The organism is Streptomyces sp. ME02-8801-2C (assembly GCF_033793965.1).
Classification (GTDB): Bacteria; Actinomycetota; Actinomycetes; order Streptomycetales; family Streptomycetaceae; genus Streptomyces.
On the sequence record NZ_JARAXP010000001.1, the window covers coordinates 313,948 to 333,639 of the forward strand.

Here is a 19,692-nt window from a genome sequence, read left to right on the forward strand (position 1 = left end):
TAGCGCCGCGCTGCCGCACCTCCCGTTGACGGTCGCGCCGGTGCCCGCGTCAGGAGTCCTCGCGGACGGGCTGCCGAGGCGTCCGAGCGAGGCTCGATGCGCACTCGTCCACGTGTCGGAGGTGGCGCAAGGACCCGTCGCGTCGCGTTGACGTCCTCGGCACGGGCCCCGCCCTCGCCCCCGCCCGCTCCAAGCCGGGTGGAATCCCGGGACCGTCCACGAGCGCGGCGTCGTTCTCGCCTCGTACGGCGGTCCGGCCGATCAGGGTCGTTGGGTTGCGGTCGATCCGGCAGACCTGGTGCGCGAGGCGCGGATCGGCGCCGATGCCGAGGCCGGCCGGCACCCGTTCGGCGGTGGCAGCCAGGCTCCGGGTAGGGAAACCCGCCGTCTCCGGCAGCCCCAGCACGCGGAGCGTGGCGCGCCGCCGGGACCGCGACCGGCTGATCGGGGTGGTCAGCGGCTGCGCCGCCGGTCGCAGGCTGTCCAGAGCCGAGTCCAGTGCGGGGGCCTCACCGAGCCTCCCGACCGGCGAACTCGGTCCGGGCCGGGATCCGCAGGCTCACTTCGTAGCCGCCGCCCGGGGCGGGCCCGGACCGGAAGGTGCCGCCGAGCAGCTCGGCGCGTTCCCTGAGGCCGATCAGGCCCTGCTGGGAGCCGGGGAGGGGGAGCGAGGGACGGGTGGGGGGCGTGTTGCTGACGGTCACGCCGAAGGCGGAGTGGTCGTCGGCGCTCCACAGCCGTACGGTCGCCCGGGCGCCCGGCGCGTGTTTGCGGACGTTGGTGAGGGCTTCCTGGACGGTGCGGTAGACGGCGCGCTGTGCCGTGGTGCCCACCTCCGGCGGGAGTTCGCCGGTCAGTTCGGTGTCGATGCCGCTGGTGCTGACGAGTCTGTGGAGGTCGGCGAGGGTGGGCTGCGGGGTGAGCTCGCTGGCCCGGCCGCCGGAGGCGCGCAACAGGGTCACCATGTGCCGCAGTTCGTCGAGGGTGTCGACGCTCAGGGAACGGATCGTGCGCGCCCCTTCCTTGAAGTCGGGGTCGGTGGAGGCGACTTGAAGGGCGCCGGCCTGTACGGCGATCAGGCTGACCTGGTGGGAGACGACGTCGTGCATCTCGCGGGCGAGCTGGGCCCGTTCGCGGGCGAGGACGGCCTGGGAGTGCAGCAGGCGTTCGTGCTCGCGCGCCTCCTCGATGTCGACGAGCCGGCGGGCCAGGTCCCGGCGGGCCTGCACGAGCTGCCCGAGCAGGACGGGGGCCGCGGCGGTGGCGAGGGTGTAGAAGAAGTAGACCAGTGTCCAGGTGCGCTCGTGCGCGCTGAGGTCGTTCAACGGCCACGGCGCGGCGGAGGCGACGCCGAACAGCACGGCGCAGGTGACGAGCAGCCGGCGGTCGCGGGAGCTTTCGGCCAGCGCGAACAGGGCCGCGACCGGGGCGAACACGATGTCCAGCATGAGACTCGCGGGAAGCGTGAGCAGGAAGGCCGGCAGGGGGAAACGCCGACGCACCACGAGGGCGGCGCACGCCAGCGCGGCCGTGCCCTGCTCGGGGCGGCCGGAGTCCGGCAGGCAGAGCAGGACGTCCACGACGGCGACGGCGAGGACCACGAGGTCGAGCACCGGCTCTGGGATCCGCGCCCACCAGGCTCTGGACGCGGTCATCGCCCGACCCCCGAAGGCCGCTGCCCTTCGTCGAGCAGTCCGGCCCGCTGGGCGAGCAGGGCCGCCTGCACCCGGCCGGCGACCCGGAGCTTGGTGAGGATCGCGCTGACATGGTCCTTGACGGTGCCGGCGCTGAGGTGGACGAGCGCACCGATCTCGACGTTGGACAGTCCCTGCGCGATCAGCACCAGGACCTCGCGTTCGCGTTCGGTGAGCCGGTCGACGCGGGCGGCCTCCTCGTCGTCGACGGCGGCGGTGCCGGGGTGACTCTCCCAGACGGCACGGGACGCCTTCGGTGACATCACGACCCCGCCCGCCGCGAGTGTGCGCACGATCTGGGCGAGCTGATCGGGCTCGGTGTCCTTCAGCAGGAACCCGGCCGCGCCCGAGCGCAGGGCGGTGAGGACGTACTCGTCGGCGTCGAAGGTCGTCAGCATGGCCACCACCGGAGGCTTGGGGAGGGCGCGCAGCTCCCGCAGCACGGTCAGCCCGTCCACGTCCGGCATCCGGATGTCCAGCAGCACGACGTCGGGAGCCTCCCGACGTACGGTGTCGACCGCCTCGGCGCCGGTCGCGGTCGCGACGACCTCGAGGTCCCCGGCCGCGCTCAGGATGAGCTTGAAGCCGGAGCGCACGAGTGCCTCGTCGTCCACCACCACTACCCGGATCACGTGCGCTCCGCCCGTTTGTCGTTGTGCGTCGGTCTCGGGCCGCACGTCGGTGTTGATTGTCACCGTCTCGACGGTAGGGCGGCAACCGCCCGATGCGGCGGCTCGAACGGACATTCCCGCCATCCGGGGGGTGCGTTCCCGCCGTACGGGGGTGCTGTGGCGACCGGTCGGCGAACGTCCGTCGTCCGGGCGGCGCCCGCCTCACCGGGCGCGGCGGCAGCGCGCTCGCCCGCGTGGCCTGTCAAACCCCGTACGCCCGACCGTCCCGCCCCGTACGCTCCCCGCATGCCCCTGAGCCTCACCGTCCTCGGCACCGCCTCTCCGCATCCGGCGCCGGGGCGCCCCTGCTCCGGGTATCTGGTGCGTGGCGGTGGGGCCGAGGTGTGGGTGGACGCCGGGCCCGGCACCTTCGCGGAGTTGCAGCGGCACACGGATCCCGCACGGCTCACCGCGATCTGGATCTCGCATCTGCACGCCGACCACAACGCCGATCTGCTCGCCGCCGTCTACGGGTTCGCGTACGGCGGGCTCACCCCGCCGGCGCCCATTCCCGTGTACGCGCCCCGCGAGTGCGCCCGCCGCATCGCGGGGTTCTTCGGGCAGCCCAACCTCGGCTTCCTCAGCGGAATCCTCGACTTCAGGCCGTTGTACGACGGCCACACCGTCCGGCACTGGAACCTGCGCCTCACCACGCGTGCCGTCTCGCACGGCGTCGAGGCGTACGGGTTGCGGGCCGAGTCGCAGGGCAAGGCCCTCGCGTACTCCGGCGACACCGGGCCCTGCGAGGCGCTCGCCGAACTCGCCAGGGGCGCCGACCTTTTCCTGTGCGAGGCCGACATCGACCGGCACGACGATGGCGATGGCGAACAGGTGCATCTGACGCCTGAGGACGCGGGCGCGTACGCCAAGGGGGCCGGCTCGCTGCTCGTCACCCATGTCGGACCCACGCTCACCGTCGACGCGGCCACCGACCGCGCAGCCGCCGTCTTCGGCGGGCCCACCGACAGTGCATACGAGGGCACCACGAAGATCATCTGATCGAGGCGTCTCAACTTCCCGTCTCAACTTCCTCTGTCACAAGCGTTGACGAACCACTGAACCCCCTTTTACCTTCAACCCCGTCGTACTTCGTACGTCATATATGAGACGCGATATGTGAGATCCGATACGCGAGATCTGATCCGAGGGTTCTAGGTTCCCCACGGGTTCGGTCCGTCCACATCCGAGAGGCACGCATGACCTCTGTGCCCACGCCGATCCCGTCCCGCACGCAGTTCGTGCTGGAGGGCATCAAACACCGCATCCTCACCGGGCAGTTGACGCCGGGTCAGGCCCTGGTCGAGACCGAGCTCGCCGCACAGTTCGGGGTGTCGAAGACCCCCGTGCGCGAGGCGCTCAAGACGCTGGCCGGTACCGGGCTCGTCGTGATGAACCAGTACAAGGGCGTCACGGTGCGCATGGTGGACGCGGACATGGCGCGCGAGGTCTACGACGTACGGCTGCTTCTGGAGCCGGAGGCCCTCAGGCGTTCCGTACGCAGAGGGGCGTCGCTCGACGCGGCCCGGGACGCGCTCACCCGGGCCGACGAGGCCACCGACACCGCCGAACGCTCCCTGGCCAACCGGGAGTTCCACCGTTCCCTCTATGTCCGGTGCGGCAACCCGCTGCTCGGCCGGATGCTCGACGAGGTGCGCGACCAGGCCGCCCTGGTCTCCGCCGTCGCCTGGGCCGCGAACCCCTCCTGGGATCGGGAGGCGGACGAGCACCGGGAGATTCTGCGGCTCGCGCTCGACGGTGACTCGGACGGCGCGGCCCGCGCGCTGCACGCCCATATCGCTTCGTTCGTGCAACGGGCTTTCCCCGCAGGGGAGTCCGAGGTCCAGGGAGAGGACGGTCAGGAATGAGCGGCGTGGCGTTCGAGACGCAACGGGCGGCTCTGGCCGACGTGGTGGCCATCCCGGTGACCCCGTTCGCCGAGGACGGCACCGTCGACCAGCCCGCTCACCGGGCCCTGCTGCGCCGGTTGCTCGACGGCGGCGTCACCACCCTTACGCCCAACGGCAACACGGGCGAGTTCTACGCCCTCGACCCCGAAGAGCGGCGCCTGGTCACCGAGTTGACCATCGACGAGGCCGGCGACCGGGGTGTGATCCTCGTCGGTGTCGGACACGACGTACCCACCGCCGTCGCCGCCGCCCGGCACGCCCGGGAGCACGGGGCCGCGATGGTGATGGTCCATCAGCCCATCCACCCGTACGTCTCCGAGGGCGGCTGGATCGACTACCACCGGGCCATCGCCGAGGCCGTCCCCGAACTCGGGGTCGTCCCCTATATCCGCAACACCTCGCTGAGCGGTCTGCGGCTCGCCGAACTCGCCGACGTCTGCCCGAACGTCATCGGCGTGAAGTACGCGGTCCCCGACGCCTCCCGGTTCGCGGCCTTCGCGCGGGACGCCGGCCTCGAACGCTTCGTGTGGGTGGCGGGGCTCGCCGAGCCCTACGCGCCCTCCTACTTCTCGGCCGGTGCCACCGGCTTCACCTCCGGGCTGGTGAACGTCGCCCCGGCCGTCTCGCTGAACATGATCGAAGCGCTTCGATCGGGCGACTACCCGGCCGCCATGAAGGTCTGGGAGCAGATCCGCCGCTTCGAGGAACTGCGTGGCTCGAACGCCTCCGCGAACAACGTGACCGTCGTCAAGGAGGCCCTCGCCTCCCTGGGCCTGTGCCGCCGCGACGTCCGTCCGCCGAGCCGCGCGCTGCCCGAGGACGAACGTGCAGAGGTCGCCGCGATTGCCGCCGGGTGGTCCATATGAAGCCCGCCCAGGCACGAAAAGCACCGGAGGAGCTCAGGAGCCACCAGTGGTACGGGACCGAGGGGCTGCGCTCCTTCAGTCACCGGGCCCGCACCCGGCAGCTCGGCTACCTCCCCGAGGAGCACCTCGGCAAGCCCGTCATCGCGATCCTCAACACCTGGTCGGACATCAACCCCTGTCATGTGCACCTCCGTGACCGGGCACAGGCCGTGAAGCGGGGCGTATGGCAGGCGGGCGGATTCCCGCTGGAATTCCCGGTGTCGACGCTCAGCGAGACCTTCCAGAAGCCGACCCCCATGCTCTACCGCAACCTCCTCGCCATGGAGACGGAGGAGTTGCTGCGCTCGTACCCGGTCGACGGTGCCGTCCTGATGGGCGGCTGCGACAAGTCCACGCCCGCCCTGCTCATGGGGGCGGCCAGCGTCGACCTGCCGACCGTCTTCGTGCCCGCCGGGCCCATGCTGCCGGGCCACTGGCGCAACGAGGTGCTCGGTTCCGGCACCGACATGTGGAAGTACTGGGACGACAAGCGCGCCGGCCTCATCGGCGACTGCGAGATGACCGAGCTGGAGAGCGGGCTCGCCCGTTCCCCCGGGCACTGCATGACCATGGGTACGGCGTCCACGCTCACCGCCGCCGCCGAGGCACTCGGGGTGACCGTGCCGGGGGCGTCCAGCATCCCGGCCGTCGACTCCGGGCACGACCGGATGGCCGCCGCGTCGGGCCTGAGGATCGTCGAACTGGTCCACCAGGGCCGGAAGTTGAGCGACATCCTGACCGCCGACGCCTTCACCGACGCGGTCACCACCGTCCTCGGTCTCGGCGGCTCCACCAACGCGGTGATCCATCTGATCGCCATGGCGGGCCGGGCCGGCGTCCGGCTCACCCTCGACGACTTCGACCGCATCGCGCGGACCGTACCGGTGCTGGCCAACGTACGGCCCGGTGGACAGACGTACCTCATGGAGGACTTCCACTTCGCCGGGGGCCTGCCGGGGTTCCTCTCCCGGATCACGGACCTGCTCCATCTGGACCGGCCGACGGTGTCGTACGACAGCATGCGCGAGCAGCTCGAAGGTGCCCTGGTCCACAACGACGAGGTCATCCGCCCACGCGACAAGCCGGTCGCGCACGAGGGCGGGGTCGCGGTCCTGCGCGGCAACCTCTGTCCGGACGGCGCCGTCATCAAGCACATCGCCGCCGAGCCGCACCTGCTGAAGCACACCGGACGCGCGGTCGTCTTCGACGACTACAAGACCATGCAACGCACCATCAACGACCCGGAGTTGGGCATCACCGCCGACACCGTCCTGGTGCTGCGCGGGTCCGGACCCAAGGGCGGCCCGGGCATGCCCGAGTACGGGATGCTGCCCATCCCCGACCACCTGCTCAAGCAGGGTGTACGGGACATGGTGCGGATCTCCGACGCCCGGATGAGCGGAACGAGCTACGGCACGTGCGTGCTGCACGTGGCGCCGGAGTCGCATGTCGGCGGGCCGCTCGCGCTGGTCCGCACCGGCGACACCATCACCCTCGATGTCGAGGGACGGTCGCTTCAACTCAACGTGGACGAAGACGAGTTGGCGCGCAGGCGGGCGGAGTGGACGCCGCCGGCCGAACGGTACGAGCGTGGCTACGGAGCGCTCTACAACGAGCAGATCACGCAGGCCGACACCGGCTGCGACTTCGAGTTCCTGGCCAGGCCCGGCAAGTCCCCAGATCCTTACGCGGGTTGAGTCAGCCCACCCAGGGGTGCGGGGCTGTATCGATCAGCGGCTCCGCCGCGGCGCGCGACAAGCCACCACCCACCCGCACCCGCCGCACCACAGCAAGAGCCACTCCGTACCGCGAAAGGGGCCGACCTCCGCACAGCGAGAAAGCGCTTCCCGTACGACCTACGCACGACGTACCGAGATCGGAGACCCTGTCATGGCCCAAGCCGCAGTCGTGGCGAAACCGCCCGCGCCACCCCGGCGGCGGCGTGCCTCCGCGACGCCGCGAAGGCTCCCCTACCTGCTGATCGCACCGGCCGCCCTGCTCATGCTGGGCTTCATCGCCTACCCGGTGCTCAGCGTCTTCTACTACAGCCTGCAGCACTTCAACCCCACCAAGCCCTGGCGCAACGGCTTCGCGGGTTTCGAGAACTTCACCCACGCCTTCACCGACGACCCCCAGTTCTGGGACACCCTCGTCTTCAGCGCCAAGTGGGTCGTCGTCGAGGTCGGACTGCAGCTGCTGTTCGGTCTGGCACTCGCGCTCATCGTCAACCAGACCTTCGTGGGCCGGTCGATCGGCCGCGCGCTCGTCTTCTCACCCTGGGCCGTCTCGGGCGTACTCACCTCCGCGATCTGGGTGCTCCTCTACAACTCCCAGACAGGCATCACCCGTTACCTCGCCGACGCGGGCATCGGAACATACGGCACCAGCTGGCTCTCGGACACCTCCACCGTGTTCCCGGCGGCGATCGTCGCCGACCTGTGGAGAGGCGTGCCCTTCTTCGCGATCCTCATCCTCGCCGACCTCCAGTCCGTGTCGAAGGACCTGTACGAGGCCGCCGAGGTCGACGGCGCCAGCCGGATCAAGCAGTTCTGGCACATCACACTGCCCCACCTCAAGGACGCCATCGTCCTGTCCACGCTGCTGCGCGCGGTCTGGGAGTTCAACAACGTCGACCTGCTCTACACCCTCACGGGCGGCGGACCGGCCGGCGAGACCACGACACTCCCGCTCTACATCGCCAACACCAGCGTCGACGCCCACAACTTCGGCTACGCATCGGCCCTGACGACGGTCGCGTTCGTGATCCTGCTCTTCTTCTCGATCGTCTACCTGCGGCTGAGCAAGTTCGGAGGGGAGAACAAGTGAGCACCAAGGAAGCCACCGCGATCGTGCCCATGCCCGTGGACGAGATTCCCGAGCCGCCCCGCCCGAACAAGAAGCAGCGGCGCGCCTGGGACGAGGCCCCCCGCTGGCAGATCTACCTCCCCCTCGGGATCTACCTCGTCTTCACCCTCATCCCCTTCTACTGGATCCTCCTCTTCGCGCTGCGCCCGGCCGGCTCGACCTCCCTGGTGCCCTGGCCGATGACCTTCGACCACTTCGAGAAGGTGTGGACCGAGAGAAGCTTCGGCACCTACTTCGAGAACAGCATCCTCGTCGGCGTCGCCACGCTCCTGATGACGACGCTCGTCGCCCTCGCCGGCGGGTACGCCCTCGCCCGCTTCGACTTCAAGGTCAAGCGTGCCTTCATGCTGGCCCTGCTCTGCTCCCAGTTCGTGCCGGGCGCCCTGCTGCTGGTGCCGCTGTTCCAGATCTTCGCCGAGCTCCAGATGATCAACTCGCTGGGCGCGGTCATCATCGCCGAGACGGTGTTCCAACTGCCGTTGTCGATGATCCTGATCAGCGGCTTCATCAAGAACGTGCCGTACACCCTGGAGGAGGCCGCCTGGGTCGACGGCTGCAACCGCTTCACCGCGTTCCGCATCGTCGTACTGCCGTTGCTGCGGCCCGGGTTGATCGCTGTCGGCTCCTTCGCGTTCGTGCACTCCTGGAACCACTTCCTGTTCGCCCTGATGTTCCTCAGCGACCAGGGCAAGCAGACCATCCCGGTCGGCCTCAACACCCTGATGAGCGCGGACAGCGTCGACCTGGGCGCGCTCGCGGCCGGCGGCATCATCGCCGCCGTACCCGTGGTGATCGTCTTCGCCTTCATCCAGAAGTGGCTGATCACCGGCTTCAGCGCCGGGGCGGTGAAGGGATGAGACAGGCCCGGGTCCTTCAAGTCGCCGCCGCCATCGGCCTGTTGGGTGCCGTGCTGAGCACCCCGGCCGGTGCCGACGCCCGCGACCTCAGCCGCGACACGCTGCCCGCGAACGACGGCTGGGCTTTCGCCGGCGGCGGCAAGTTGGGCTGCGACAACTACGCTACCGGGACCGGCTGTCGAACGCTTGCCCAGCGCTCCACCCCAAAGGGTGGAGGTGAAGGGCATCCTGTGCATAGCGGCCCGGAGGGTCGCCGCGGCAAGGCTAGAATCGCCTTGTCCAACAACGGAGTTGTCGGACCTACCGCCGGACGGGCGGGAAGTCAGGCCTGCGGAGGCCACGTAAGACCGACCCTCACCGGTCGGCAGAGGCCCGTGAAACAGGAACCCAAGGTGGTACCGCGTAGCGGTGCGGACCGGAATCTCCTGCCCTCGGGTAGGCGAGGGCGTCAAGGGCTGAAGAAGTACCTGGCCGCGTACGACCCCTGCACCTGGGGTTCCGCCAAACCGAGCGGGCCCCAGGAGGCGGCCAAGCAGGCCGAGCGGGTCGTGCTGCCCGTCGGGTCCAACACGACGATCCTCGGGCTCGGTTCGGGCGCGGTGCTGAAGGGAGCCAGCCTTCAGGTCCGACAGGCGGACAACGTCATCGTCCGCAACCTCGAACTCCGCGACGCCTACGACTGCTTCCCCGTCTGGCAGCCCAACTCCGGTGGCCTGGGCGACTGGAAGACGGCGTACGACACCCTGTGGCTCAACGGCGCCACCCATGTCTGGGTCGACCACGTCACCGCCTCCGACAAGGGCCACGCAGACGCCGACGAGCCCACCTACTTCGCCCGCAACTACCTGCGCCACGACGGCCTGTTGGACATCACCAACGCCTCCGACCTGGTCACCGTCTCCTGGAGCAAGTTCGCCGACCACGACAAGGCGATGCTCATCGGCTCCGGCGACACGGCCACCGGAGACCGCGGGAAACTCCGCGTCACCCTGCACCACAACGAGTTCCGCTCGGTGACCCAGCGCGCCCCGCGCGTCCGCTTCGGACAGGTGCACCTCTACAACAACCGCTACCTGATCGACCACGGCGACGACTACCGCTACTCGGTCGGCGTCTCCACCGAGTCCGCCGTGTACGCGGAGAACAACGCCTTCACCACCCCGGGGCACGTCGAGGCCGCCGACCTGGTCAAGAGCTGGAACGGCACCGCGCTGCACCAGACCGGCACCCTCTTCAACGGCTTCCCGGTAGATCTTCTGACCATCCACAACGCGTACAACTCGGGCAGCGAGCGCGACCTCACGGCTGACGTCGGCTGGACGCCTACCCTGCACACAAAGATCGACAGCGCCGACACGGCCGACCGAGAGGTGGCACGCGGCGCGGGCGCAGGGAGGCACACATGAGCACGACACCGACGGCCACAGGGCTGGGCACCCCGGTACCGGTGGTTCTCGCGGGAGCGCGCGGTCACGGTCACTGGCACCTCGCGAACATCCGCAGGCTCCAGGACAAGGGCCTCGTACGGCTGGCGGGCGTCTGCGAGCTGACCCCGCTGAGCGACGAGGAGCTGGACGGGCTCGGCACGCCCGAGCAGTCCGCCGACTTCGGCGCGCTCCTCGACTCCACCGGGGCCGCCGTCGCGGTGATCTGCACGCCGATCCCCACCCACACCGACCTCGCGCTGATCGCCGCCGCCAAGGGCGTGCACCTGCTCCTGGAGAAGCCGCCGGCGCCCTCCTACGTCGAGTTCCGCCGGATGGCCGACGGGGTCGCGACGGCCGGGGTCGCCTGCCAGATCGGCTTCCAGTCGCTCGGCTCGCACGCCCTGCCCGCGATCCGGGAACTGATCGCCGAGGGCGCCATCGGCACCGTGACGGGCATCGGCGGGGCCGGCGCGTGGGCGCGCGACGAGGCGTACTACCGGCGTGCGCCCTGGGCGGGCAAGCGCAGGCTGAACGGTGTGGACGTCATCGACGGCGCCCTCACCAACCCGCTCGCGCACGCCGTCGCCACCGGCCTCGCCCTCGGCGGCAGCACCCGCGCCGAGGACGTCACCGGCATCGAGACCGAGCTGCTGCGCGCCAACGACATCGAGTCCGACGACACCTCGTGCGTCCGCGTGAGCACCACGAACGGTGTCCCGGTCACCGTCGCCGCCACCCTGTGCGCCCAGCACCCGGACGACCCGTACGTCCTCGTGCACGGCACCAGCGGCCGGATCACCTTCTGGTACAAGCAGGACCGGGTCCTCCTCCAGCGCTCCGGACACGGCCCGGAGGAGTACGAGTACGACCGCACCGACCTGCTGGAGAACCTCGTCGACCACCTCACCGAGGGCGCCGAACTGCTCGTCGTGCCCGACGTGACGGGCGCCTTCATGCGGGTCGTCGAGGCGATCAGGCAGGCCCCCGACCCGGCCGAACTCCCGGTCGACGCCTGGGAGTTCGCGCCCGGCGAGGACCGGAATGCGCGCCGTCGAGTGGTCCCCGGCATTGACGGCCTCGTCGCCGCCGCAGCCGACACCCTCTCCCTCTACTCCGAGCTGGGCGCCCCCTGGGCGCTCCCGAAAGAGGTGAGCACCTGATGAACCAGATGCCCAACGAGTCACTGGTACTGCGGGTCGCTGGCCGCCCGGTCGGCCGCTACACCGGCCGGCCGGAGCTGCCGCTCCGCCACGCGCCCCGCCCGTATCTGCACCCCGTCACCACCCTGGCCGGCACCGCTGTCACCGAACTCAGCCCCGCCGACCACACCCACCACCTCGGCGTCGGTGTCGCCATACCCGACGTCGGGGGGCACAACTTCTGGGGCGGGCGCACCTACGTACGGGACCAGGGACCGACCGAGCTGGACAACCACGGAGCCCAGCGGCACACCGCCTACCAGCTCCGTGACCCGGACGGCTTCGTCGAGGAGCTGCGCTGGATGGTCGGCGGCGGTGAACTGCTGCGCGAGCGCCGGACGGTCGCCGCCACCGAACTCACCAGCACGGCCTGGGCGTTGGACTTCACGTTCTCCCTCACCAACATCACGGACGCCCCCCTCTCCATCGGCAGCCCCGCCACCAACGGCCGCCCCGGCGCGGCCTACGGCGGCTTCTTCTGGCGGGCACGCAAGGAGGCCGGCGCCCCCGACGTGTTCACGGCCACCACCGAGGGCGAGTCGGCTGTCCACGGCACCCGCGCCGACTGGCTCGCCCTGGCCGGCACCACCTGGACGCTCGTCTTCGCCGGCGCCACCGAACAGACGCGCCGCGACCCGTGGTTCGTCCGCGCCGAGGAGTATCCGGGGGTCGGCTCGTCGCTCGCCTTCGACGAACGCCTGCCGATCGAACCGGGCGAGACCGCCGTACGCCGGATCGTCACCGTCGTCGCCGACGGGCGCCTCGACCGGGACGAGGCCGCGGCTCTCGTACGGAAGGCGGTGAGCCCGTGATCACCGGCGCCGATCTCGGTGACGGGACCTACCGCAACCCGGTCCTGAACGCCGACTGGTCCGACCCGGACGTGGTCCGTGTCGGCGACGACTTCTACCTCACGGCCTCCAGCTTCGGCCGGGCGCCGGGACTGCCCCTGCTCCACTCCCGCGACCTGGTCAACTGGACCCTCGTCGGCCATGCGCTCGAACGCCTGCGACCGGCGGCCGAGTTCACGGTTCCGCGCCACGACTGCGGTGTCTGGGCACCCTCGTTGAGGCATCACGACGACCGCTTCTGGATCTTCTGGGGCGATCCCGACCACGGCATCTTCCAGGTCAACGCCCCCGCTGTACGCGGCCCTTGGACCAGCCCGCACCTGGTCAAGGAGGGCAAGGGACTCATCGACGCGTGCCCGCTGTGGGACGAGGAGACCGGCGAGGCGTATCTCGTGCACGCCTGGGCGAAGTCCCGGTCGGGCGTGAAGAACAGGCTCACTGGCCACCGGATGCATCCCGACGGCAGCAGCCTCCTCGACGAGGGCAAGGTGATCGTCGACGGCGACCGCATCCCCGGCTGGTTCACCCTCGAGGGCCCGAAGCTGTACCAGCACGACGGCTGGTTCTGGATCCTGGCACCCGCCGGGGGAGTGGAGACCGGCTGGCAGGGCGCCTTCCGTTCCCGCGACTTCTTCGGGCCGTACGAGGAGCGGATCGTCCTGGAGCAGGGGGACACCGACGTCAACGGGCCCCATCAGGGCGGCTGGGTGCGCACGCAGGCCGGCGAGGACTGGTTCCTCCACTTCCAGCAGCGCGGCCCGTACGGCCGTGTCGTGCACCTCCAGCCGATGAGCTGGGGCGCGGACGGCGCGGGCGGTGCGGACGGCTGGCCCGTGCTGGGCGACGCGGGCACCCCCGTCGCCGTACACCGCAAGCCCGAGCTGCCCGCGCAGCCGCCCGCCGCGCCCGCCACCGACGACGACTTCCCCGGCGGACGGTTCGGCCGTCAGTGGCAGTGGACGGCCAACCCGCAGGACGGCTGGGCCACCCAGCACTCGGGGGACGGGCTGCGGCTGAGCTGCGTACGCAGTGCCGACGCCCATGACCTGCGCAAACTCCCGAACGTGCTGACCCAGCGGCTGCCCGGCGTCGAGTGCGTGGTCGAGGTGGAGCTGCGCCTCGACAGCGAGGAACCGGGAGCTCGGGCCGGGCTCGCCGTGCTCGGTGACTCCTTCGGGTGGATCGGGCTGGAGCGGGCGGACGACGGGACGGCCCGCCTGGTCCACCGGTTCGTCGAGTCCGTGGCCAAGAAGGAGCGGGACGCGGAACGTCCGAAGGCGGCTCCCGAGGGGCGGGCCCGGCTGCGGATCGTGATCGGGGCGGGGGCGCGCTGCCGGTTCTTCCGCGACGTCGGGGACGGGTGGGAGCCGTCCGGGCCCGTGTTCGCGGCCACCCCCTGGCGCTGGGTCGGCGCCCTGCTCGGTCTGTTCGCGCTCGCGCCCGTCGGCGGGGGACACGCCGGCGCGGCCACGTTCACACAGTTCAGAGTCAGTCCCTCGTAACTCACCTTGATTCGTATGCCTGTTGGGAGCCGCAATGACGCACTTCCCGAGCAAGCGCTTACTGGGCGCCGGTAGAACCCTGACCGCCGTCGTGGGTCTGGTGGCCGCCCTGTGCCTCGGGTCGGTCGACGAGGCGACGGCCGCCGGTCCCTCGGCCCCGGTCACCAGGACCACGACGACAGTCGCCCACTGGACCGACCGGCCGCACGGCTTCGCCTCCCTCGCCGGCGGCACCACCGGCGGCGCGGGCGGCAAGGTCGTCACGGTCACCGACCAGGCCTCGCTGGTGAAGTACGCGGCGGCCGAGGAGCCGTACATCATCCGGGTCGCGGGCTCGATCGCCGTGGCGCCCTTCGGCGCGGACGTCGTCGTCGCCTCGAACAAGACGGTCATCGGCGTCGGCGACACCGGCGAGATCGTCCACGGCGAACTGCACCTCAACCCGGGCACCAGCAACGTCATCATCCGCAACCTGACGATCCGCGACTCGTACGTCGAGGGCGACTGGGACGGCAAGACGACCGACTTCGACGCGATCCAGATGGACACGGCCGACCACGTGTGGATCGACCACAACCGCTTCACGCACATGGGCGACGGACTGCTCGACATCCGCAAGGACAGCCGGTACATCACCGTCTCCAACAACCAGTTCGCCAACCACAACAAGGCGTTCGGGATCGGCTGGACGTCCAACGTGCTCACCGAGATCACCATCGACCACAACTGGTTCACGGGCACCAAGCAGCGCAACCCGTCCGCCGACAACTGCGCCTACGCGCACCTCTACAACAACTACGTGTCGGCACAGGTCACCGACGGCGATCCCGTCTGGACCTACGGGAACTGGTCGCGCGGCAAGACCAAGATGGTCATCGAGAACAGCTACTACGACGGTGTCCAGCACCCCTACCAGGCCGACGCCACCGCCGAGTTGGTGCAGCGCGGGTCCATCCTGAAGAACGTGACCGGGCGCCAGGACACCTGGGGCACAGCCTTCCGGCCGCGCGACTTCTACGCCTACCGGCTGGACCCGGCCGCCGCCGTACCCGCGCTGGTGAAGCGGTTCTCCGGGCCGCAGCAGCGGATCGGCGCCGGGGTGACGCTCCATGTCCCCGCCGACTATCCGACCGTCCAGGCCGCCGTGGACGCGGTGCCCGCCGGCAACGACAGTCCGGTGACCGTCGCTGTCGCGCCGGGCACGTACCGCGCGAAGGTGTTCATCCCGGCCGGCAAGTCCGACATCCTGCTCCAGGGGACCGGCCGGAACCGCTCCGACACCGTCATCGTGTTCGACACGCCTGCCGAGTACGGGGGTTCGACGGGGAGCGCGACGGTCCGGATCGCCGCGAACGACGTCACCGCCCGCAACCTCACCTTCAGCAACGACTTCGACGAGGCCGCAGTCGAGCTGAAGGGCGAGCAGGCGCTCGCGATGAAGACGACCGGCGACCGGATCGTCTTCGAGAACACCGCCTTCCTCGGCAACCAGGACACCCTGATGACCGACAGCCCCAAGCTGGACGTGATCAGCCGGGTCTACGTCCGCGACTCGTACATCGAGGGCGACGTCGACTTCATCTACGGGCGCGCGACGACCGTCATCGAGCGGTCGGTGATCCGCGCGCTGAGCCGGGGCTCCACCACCAACAACGGCTACATCACGGCCGCTTCGACCTGGACGGGAAACCCCCACGGCTTCCTGATCACCCGCTCGAAGGTCGTGAGCGACGCCCCCGCCGACTCCTTCCACCTCGGCCGGCCCTGGCACCCCGGTGGCGAGCCGAACGCCGTGGCCCAGGTCCTGTTCCGGGACACCGAGTTGCCCGCCGCGGTCAAAACGTCGCCGTGGACCGACATGGGCGGCTTCTCGTGGAAGGACGCCCGCTTCACCGAGTACCGGACCTACGGTCCAGGCGCCCAGGTGACCGCCGACCGCCCGCAGTTGAGCGACGCGGACGCGGCCGTGCACACCGTCGCCGACTACCTGAACGGTACGGACGGCTGGGCTCCGTACGCCCGCCGCTGACCCCCCACAACTTCATAGTTCCGTTTGATCCAGAAGAGAGAGTGCCGACCAATGAAGATCAGCATCCGCAGAAGCAGGCGCGCGGCCATCGCCGTGGCCCTGGGTTCCGTGCTCGCCCTGACCGCCACCGCCTGCGGCGACGACGGCAGCGGAGCGGGCGGGGACAAGGGCAACGAGGGCTCGGGCAAGGGCCAGATCACCTTCTGGGACAACAACGGCGGTGTGCGTACCGACGTCTGGAAGGAGATCATCGCCGACTTCGAGAAGGCCAACCCCGACATCAAGGTCAAGTACGTCGGGATACCGTCCGAGAGCGTCCAGTCCAAGTACGACACCGCGATCCAGGGCGGCGGCCTGCCCGACGTCGGCGGGGTCGGCGCCGCCATGCTCGCCGGCATCGCCGCGCAGAACGCCCTCGAGCCGCTGGACGACCGGCTCAAGAGCAGCACGCTCAACGGCAAGCTGACCCCTGGCATGATCGACAGCGTGCGCAGCGCGGGCGGCGGCGACGAGCTGTTCACCGTCCCGACCTCCGCGAACAACGGCACGCTCTGGTACCGGACCGACCTGTTCGAGGCGGCGAAGCTGGACCCGCCCACGACCTGGCCGAAGTTCTACGAGGCCGCCGACAAGCTCACCGACGCGAGCAAGAACAAGTTCGGCTACACCATTCGCGGCGGCGAGGGGTCGATCGCCCAGGCCCTGGACGCGATGTACGGGCAGTCGGGGATCACCTCCTTCTGGAAGGAGGCGAAGACCACCGTCAACGACCCGAAGAACGTGGCGGCGCTGGAGAAGTACGCGGCGCTGTACAAGAAGGACACCCCGTCCGCCGACGTCAACAACGACTTCAAGAAGATGGTCGCCCAGTGGGACAGCGGCGAGATCGGCATGCTGAGCCACAACCTGGGTTCCTACCAGGACCATGTGAAGGCGCTTGACGGCAAGTTCCGGGGAATTCCGAACCCGACGCTGGAGGATGGAACCAAGGTTCAGGTCTCCAACCCGGTCGACGGGCTGGGTCTGTTCAAGTCCAGCAAGAACAAGACGGCCGCGTGGAAGTTCATCGAGTTCGCCGTCTCCCACGAGTCCAACAGCAAGTGGAACGAGTCCGCGGGCGCCATTCCGTCCAACATGGAGGCGGCGAAGGACCCGTGGATCCAGTCCGCGGAGGCGACGAAGCTGGCGGCGGAGTCGCTGAACAGCGGCACCATCAAGATCGTGCAGCTGCCGTACTACCTGCCCGACTGGAACACCATCTCCAAGGCGGACAACGAGCCGAATCTTCAGAAGGTGCTGCTGAAGAAGATGAGTGCGAAGGAATTCCTGGACACGTTGGCCGAGCAGCTGAATGCTGCGCAGGCTGAGTGGAATGAGCAGATGGGCTAGGGGTTCCTCTCGTTCGTCGCCGGCTGCGGGTTCGTCGTGGCTGGTCGCGCCCCGCGGCGGAGCCGCAAATAGATACAGCCCCGCGCCCCTAAAAGACCAAAAACAGGGGCGCGGGTCCCCCTGCCCCTTATTGAAAGGCACAACGTCGTGTCTCTTAGTCGTAGACAGGTGGCCGCGGCTGCTCTTGCCGCTGTTCCTCTTGCTGTTGCCGGGGCGTCCGGGAGTGCCTCGGCGCATTCCGGTCGTCGTGCCCGCACGCTCTACATCGCCGGTGATTCCACGGCCGCCCAGAAATACGCCGACGCCGCCCCGGAAACCGGGTGGGGAATGGCGCTCCCCTTCTTTCTCCAGAAGGATCTGGTCGTCGCCAATCACGCGGTGAACGGGCGCAGTTCCAAGAGTTTCTTCGACGAAGGGCGCCTGGACGCCATTCTCGATGTCATCGCCCCCGGTGACTTCCTGCTCATCCAGTTCGGGCACAACGACGAGAAGAGCGCCGATCCCGTCCGTTACACCGAGCCCTGGACCACGTACCAGGACTATCTGCGGCTGTACGTCGACGGTGCGCGGGCCCGTGGGGCCCGTCCGGTGCTGGCCACCTCCGTCGAGCGCAGAAAGTTCGACGCGAGCGGCAACGCGCAGCCGACCCACGGCGACTACCCGGCGTCGATGCGCGCGTTCGCCCAGGAGGAGGGCGTGGCGCTGCTCGACATCCAGGCCCTGTCGATAGCGCTCTGGCAGCAGTTGGGGGTCGAGGAGACGAAGAAGTACTTCAACTGGACCGCCACCGAGCAGGACAACACGCACTTCAATCCGCCGGGAGCCATCGCCGTGGCCCGGCTCGTCGCCGCCGAGCTGGTACGGCGCCGGGTGCTGGCGCGCCGGGACGTGCGCCGCCTCGACGACGTGATCCCGGAGTCCTGGATCACCTGGCCGCAGGCCACCGCCTGACGTGTAACACCCGTTTCTCCCTGACCTCCAGGTCTCCTGGGTCTCCAGGTCTCCAGGTCTTGACACCTGCAGTCCGTGAAAGCGCTTTCCCCCCAGTCATTCAGAAAGAGAGCCGTACCATGAACGCTCGCGCATGTCATGATCATGTCACCGTGAAGTCCGCCGTACTGCTCGGCTGCACCGCCCTCGTCCTGTCCCTCACCGGCCCCGCGGCCCAGGCTGCCGCCCCCGCCGCCGCCCAGGACCTCGGCCGCCAGACCCTCGCCGCCGGTGACGGCTGGGGGTCCGACGCGGGCGGCACGACCGGTGGTTCGGCCGCCGACGCCGACCACGTCTACACGGTCACCACCTGGGCCCAGTTCAAGGCCGCGCTGAAGGACGGCGGCAGCGCGCCCAAGATCATCCAGGTCAAGGGCATGATCGACGCCGTGTCCGAGGGCTGCGAGGCCTTCGTCACCGGGGGATACGACCTCCAGCAGTACCTCAAGGACTACGACCCGGCCGTCTACGGCAACGACAAGGTCGCCATGGGCCCGCAGGAGGACGCGCGGGTCGCCTCCATGGCCAACCAGGACTCGGCGATCAAGGCCGCCGTCCCCAGCAACACAACCATCGTCGGCGTCGGGAAGAACTCCGGCATCCTCGGCGGCAGCCTCCAGATCAAGGGTGTCTCCAACGTCATCCTGCGCAACCTCACCATCGAGGCCCCCCTCGACTGCTTCCCGAAGTGGGACCCGACCGACGACAAGAACACCGGGAACTGGAACTCCGAGTACGACGCCGTGGTCGTCTACGGCACCGACCACGTGTGGATCGACCACAACACCCTCACCGACGGCCGCTTCCCCGACAGCGAGCGGCCGGTCTACTTCGGCAAGGTCTTCCAGCAGCACGACGGGCTCACCGACATCGTGCGCGGCGCCAACTACGTCACCGTGTCCTGGAACTCCTTCAAGGACCACGACAAGAACATGCTGATCGGCAACAGCGACAGCACCGCCACCACCGACGGCGGCAAGCTCAAGGTCACCATGCACCACAACCGGTTCGACGGGATCCTCCAGCGCTCCCCGCGCGTGCGCTTCGGACAGGTCGACGTCTACAACAACCACTACGTGGTGGGCGAGGCGCAGAAGTCCGACTACTACGTCTTCGGTGTCGGCATCTCCTCGCAGCTGCACGCCAGCGACAACGCCATCTCGCTGCCGGCCGGCGCCCAGGTCGGCAAGGTCCTGAAGAAGTGGAACGAGTCGCCGCTCACCGCGGTGAACAACTACGTCAACGGCAAGCTGACCGACCTGATCGCCGTCCACAACGCCGAGATCCCGGCCGAGACCCTCCAGTCGGGCGCCGGCTGGACGCCCACCCTCCGCACGAAGGTCGACTCACCGCGCGCCGTGCCGTCCGTCGTCGCCCGTGGCGCGGGCGCGGGCAAGGTCTGCTGA

General features: G+C 69.5%; 16 protein-coding genes. 14 read left to right on the forward strand and 2 right to left on the reverse strand.

Going from position 1 to position 19,692, the window contains the following annotated elements:
• Window positions 1-509 precede the first annotated feature (509 nt).
• Both PV396_RS01440 and PV396_RS01445 read right to left on the reverse strand, forming a co-directional pair.
• Window positions 510-1,655, reverse strand: a complete 1,146-nt coding sequence (locus PV396_RS01440) for a sensor histidine kinase (protein WP_319199714.1) — start codon at window positions 1,653-1,655, stop codon at window positions 510-512.
• Entirely contained in the window at window positions 1,652-2,326 is a 675-nt protein-coding gene (locus PV396_RS01445) for a response regulator transcription factor (RefSeq protein ID WP_319200608.1), read from the reverse strand. The genes PV396_RS01440 and PV396_RS01445 overlap by 4 nt, the downstream gene beginning before the upstream one ends.
• Window positions 2,327-2,611: 285 nt before the next feature.
• Between PV396_RS01445 and PV396_RS01450 the strand changes: the two genes are divergently transcribed.
• From PV396_RS01450 to PV396_RS01515, 14 genes are all read left to right on the forward strand, one after another.
• Entirely contained in the window at window positions 2,612-3,364 is a 753-nt protein-coding gene (locus PV396_RS01450) for an MBL fold metallo-hydrolase (protein WP_319199715.1), read from the forward strand.
• A gap of 197 nt (window positions 3,365-3,561) precedes the next feature.
• Complete coding sequence (locus PV396_RS01455) at window positions 3,562-4,230, forward strand: GntR family transcriptional regulator (RefSeq protein WP_319199716.1); 669 nt, start codon at window positions 3,562-3,564, stop codon at window positions 4,228-4,230.
• On the forward strand, window positions 4,227-5,138 hold the full coding sequence (locus PV396_RS01460) for a dihydrodipicolinate synthase family protein (RefSeq protein WP_319199717.1): 912 nt from the start codon (window positions 4,227-4,229) through the stop codon (window positions 5,136-5,138). Before PV396_RS01455 ends, PV396_RS01460 begins: the two co-directional genes overlap by 4 nt.
• Window positions 5,135-6,874, forward strand: a complete 1,740-nt coding sequence (araD, locus tag PV396_RS01465; protein ID WP_319199718.1) for an L-arabinonate dehydratase — start codon at window positions 5,135-5,137, stop codon at window positions 6,872-6,874. The genes PV396_RS01460 and araD overlap by 4 nt, the downstream gene beginning before the upstream one ends.
• 193 nt (window positions 6,875-7,067) lie before the next feature.
• On the forward strand, window positions 7,068-8,003 hold the full coding sequence (locus PV396_RS01470) for a carbohydrate ABC transporter permease (protein WP_319199719.1): 936 nt from the start codon (window positions 7,068-7,070) through the stop codon (window positions 8,001-8,003).
• Window positions 8,000-8,899: a carbohydrate ABC transporter permease gene (locus tag PV396_RS01475; protein WP_416071311.1), complete on the forward strand. Its 900-nt coding sequence runs from the start codon at window positions 8,000-8,002 to the stop codon at window positions 8,897-8,899. The genes PV396_RS01470 and PV396_RS01475 overlap by 4 nt, the downstream gene beginning before the upstream one ends.
• On the forward strand, window positions 8,896-10,305 hold the full coding sequence (locus tag PV396_RS01480) for a pectate lyase (protein WP_319199720.1): 1,410 nt from the start codon (window positions 8,896-8,898) through the stop codon (window positions 10,303-10,305). Before PV396_RS01475 ends, PV396_RS01480 begins: the two co-directional genes overlap by 4 nt.
• Window positions 10,302-11,486 (forward strand): Gfo/Idh/MocA family oxidoreductase, encoded by a 1,185-nt coding sequence (locus PV396_RS01485; RefSeq protein WP_319199721.1) that lies wholly within the window; start codon window positions 10,302-10,304, stop codon window positions 11,484-11,486. Before PV396_RS01480 ends, PV396_RS01485 begins: the two co-directional genes overlap by 4 nt.
• A complete protein-coding gene (locus PV396_RS01490) occupies window positions 11,486-12,337 on the forward strand; it encodes a PmoA family protein (protein WP_319199722.1) in 852 nt (283 codons plus the stop codon). The genes PV396_RS01485 and PV396_RS01490 overlap by 1 nt, the downstream gene beginning before the upstream one ends.
• A complete protein-coding gene (locus tag PV396_RS01495; protein ID WP_319199723.1) occupies window positions 12,334-13,878 on the forward strand; it encodes a glycoside hydrolase 43 family protein in 1,545 nt (514 codons plus the stop codon). The genes PV396_RS01490 and PV396_RS01495 overlap by 4 nt, the downstream gene beginning before the upstream one ends.
• A gap of 34 nt (window positions 13,879-13,912) precedes the next feature.
• Window positions 13,913-15,907: a pectinesterase family protein gene (locus PV396_RS01500; RefSeq protein ID WP_319199724.1), complete on the forward strand. Its 1,995-nt coding sequence runs from the start codon at window positions 13,913-13,915 to the stop codon at window positions 15,905-15,907.
• A 51-nt stretch (window positions 15,908-15,958) separates the two neighbouring features.
• A complete protein-coding gene (locus tag PV396_RS01505) occupies window positions 15,959-17,296 on the forward strand; it encodes a sugar ABC transporter substrate-binding protein (protein ID WP_319199725.1) in 1,338 nt (445 codons plus the stop codon).
• A 147-nt stretch (window positions 17,297-17,443) separates the two neighbouring features.
• Window positions 17,444-18,247, forward strand: a complete 804-nt coding sequence (locus tag PV396_RS01510; RefSeq protein WP_319199726.1) for a rhamnogalacturonan acetylesterase — start codon at window positions 17,444-17,446, stop codon at window positions 18,245-18,247.
• 119 nt (window positions 18,248-18,366) lie between these two features.
• Window positions 18,367-19,692, forward strand: a complete 1,326-nt coding sequence (locus PV396_RS01515; RefSeq protein ID WP_319199727.1) for a pectate lyase — start codon at window positions 18,367-18,369, stop codon at window positions 19,690-19,692.

Excerpts from the sequence above, each read along its gene's own strand:
- PV396_RS01440 (WP_319199714.1), bottom strand. The coding sequence starts at position 1,655 with ATGACCGCGTCCAGAGCCTGGTGGGCGCGGATCCCAGAGCCGGTGCTC.
- PV396_RS01450 (WP_319199715.1), top strand. The coding sequence starts at position 2,612 with ATGCCCCTGAGCCTCACCGTCCTCGGCACCGCCTCTCCGCATCCGGCG.
- PV396_RS01455 (WP_319199716.1), top strand. The coding sequence starts at position 3,562 with ATGACCTCTGTGCCCACGCCGATCCCGTCCCGCACGCAGTTCGTGCTG.
- PV396_RS01460 (WP_319199717.1), top strand. The coding sequence starts at position 4,227 with ATGAGCGGCGTGGCGTTCGAGACGCAACGGGCGGCTCTGGCCGACGTG.
- araD (WP_319199718.1), top strand. The coding sequence starts at position 5,135 with ATGAAGCCCGCCCAGGCACGAAAAGCACCGGAGGAGCTCAGGAGCCAC.
- PV396_RS01470 (WP_319199719.1), top strand. The coding sequence starts at position 7,068 with ATGGCCCAAGCCGCAGTCGTGGCGAAACCGCCCGCGCCACCCCGGCGG.
- PV396_RS01480 (WP_319199720.1), top strand. The coding sequence starts at position 8,896 with ATGAGACAGGCCCGGGTCCTTCAAGTCGCCGCCGCCATCGGCCTGTTG.
- PV396_RS01485 (WP_319199721.1), top strand. The coding sequence starts at position 10,302 with ATGAGCACGACACCGACGGCCACAGGGCTGGGCACCCCGGTACCGGTG.
- PV396_RS01490 (WP_319199722.1), top strand. The coding sequence starts at position 11,486 with ATGAACCAGATGCCCAACGAGTCACTGGTACTGCGGGTCGCTGGCCGC.
- PV396_RS01500 (WP_319199724.1), top strand. The coding sequence starts at position 13,913 with ATGACGCACTTCCCGAGCAAGCGCTTACTGGGCGCCGGTAGAACCCTG.
- PV396_RS01505 (WP_319199725.1), top strand. The coding sequence starts at position 15,959 with ATGAAGATCAGCATCCGCAGAAGCAGGCGCGCGGCCATCGCCGTGGCC.
- PV396_RS01515 (WP_319199727.1), top strand. The coding sequence starts at position 18,367 with ATGAACGCTCGCGCATGTCATGATCATGTCACCGTGAAGTCCGCCGTA.